We start from the raw sequence: 226 nt of genomic DNA, 5'->3' as shown, positions 1-226 counted from the left end.
GGCGAAAAAATCGACTCATGCTGGCCCATCGTTCTCCTGTTCTGCAGTGGAAAAGGGAAGTATGGAAGAGATTATCTGTCAGAGCCCATCGCTCTCCGCAATGGATCTAAAATTGAACGGGGTCTACAAACAGGCGCTGGCTAAATCGAAAAATGACCCAATGCTAAAAGCAGAGCAACGAGGTTGGATCAAAGGACGTAATGAATGCTGGAAAGAGCAGGATAAG

At 46.9% G+C, this 226-nt stretch carries 1 protein-coding gene; it reads left to right on the top strand.

Translation table 11 applies throughout. From position 1 onward, the window contains the following. On the top strand, positions 1-226 hold a 226-nt coding region (locus FDX22_RS21745; protein WP_146717760.1), incomplete at both ends, for a lysozyme inhibitor LprI family protein.

It is taken from the genome of Citrobacter sp. TBCS-14, assembly GCF_005280805.1.
Lineage (GTDB): Bacteria > Pseudomonadota > Gammaproteobacteria > Enterobacterales > Enterobacteriaceae > Citrobacter > Citrobacter gillenii.
The sequence above is the reverse complement of the archived record's forward strand: the minus strand, read 5'-3'. Positions and strand labels throughout refer to the sequence as shown.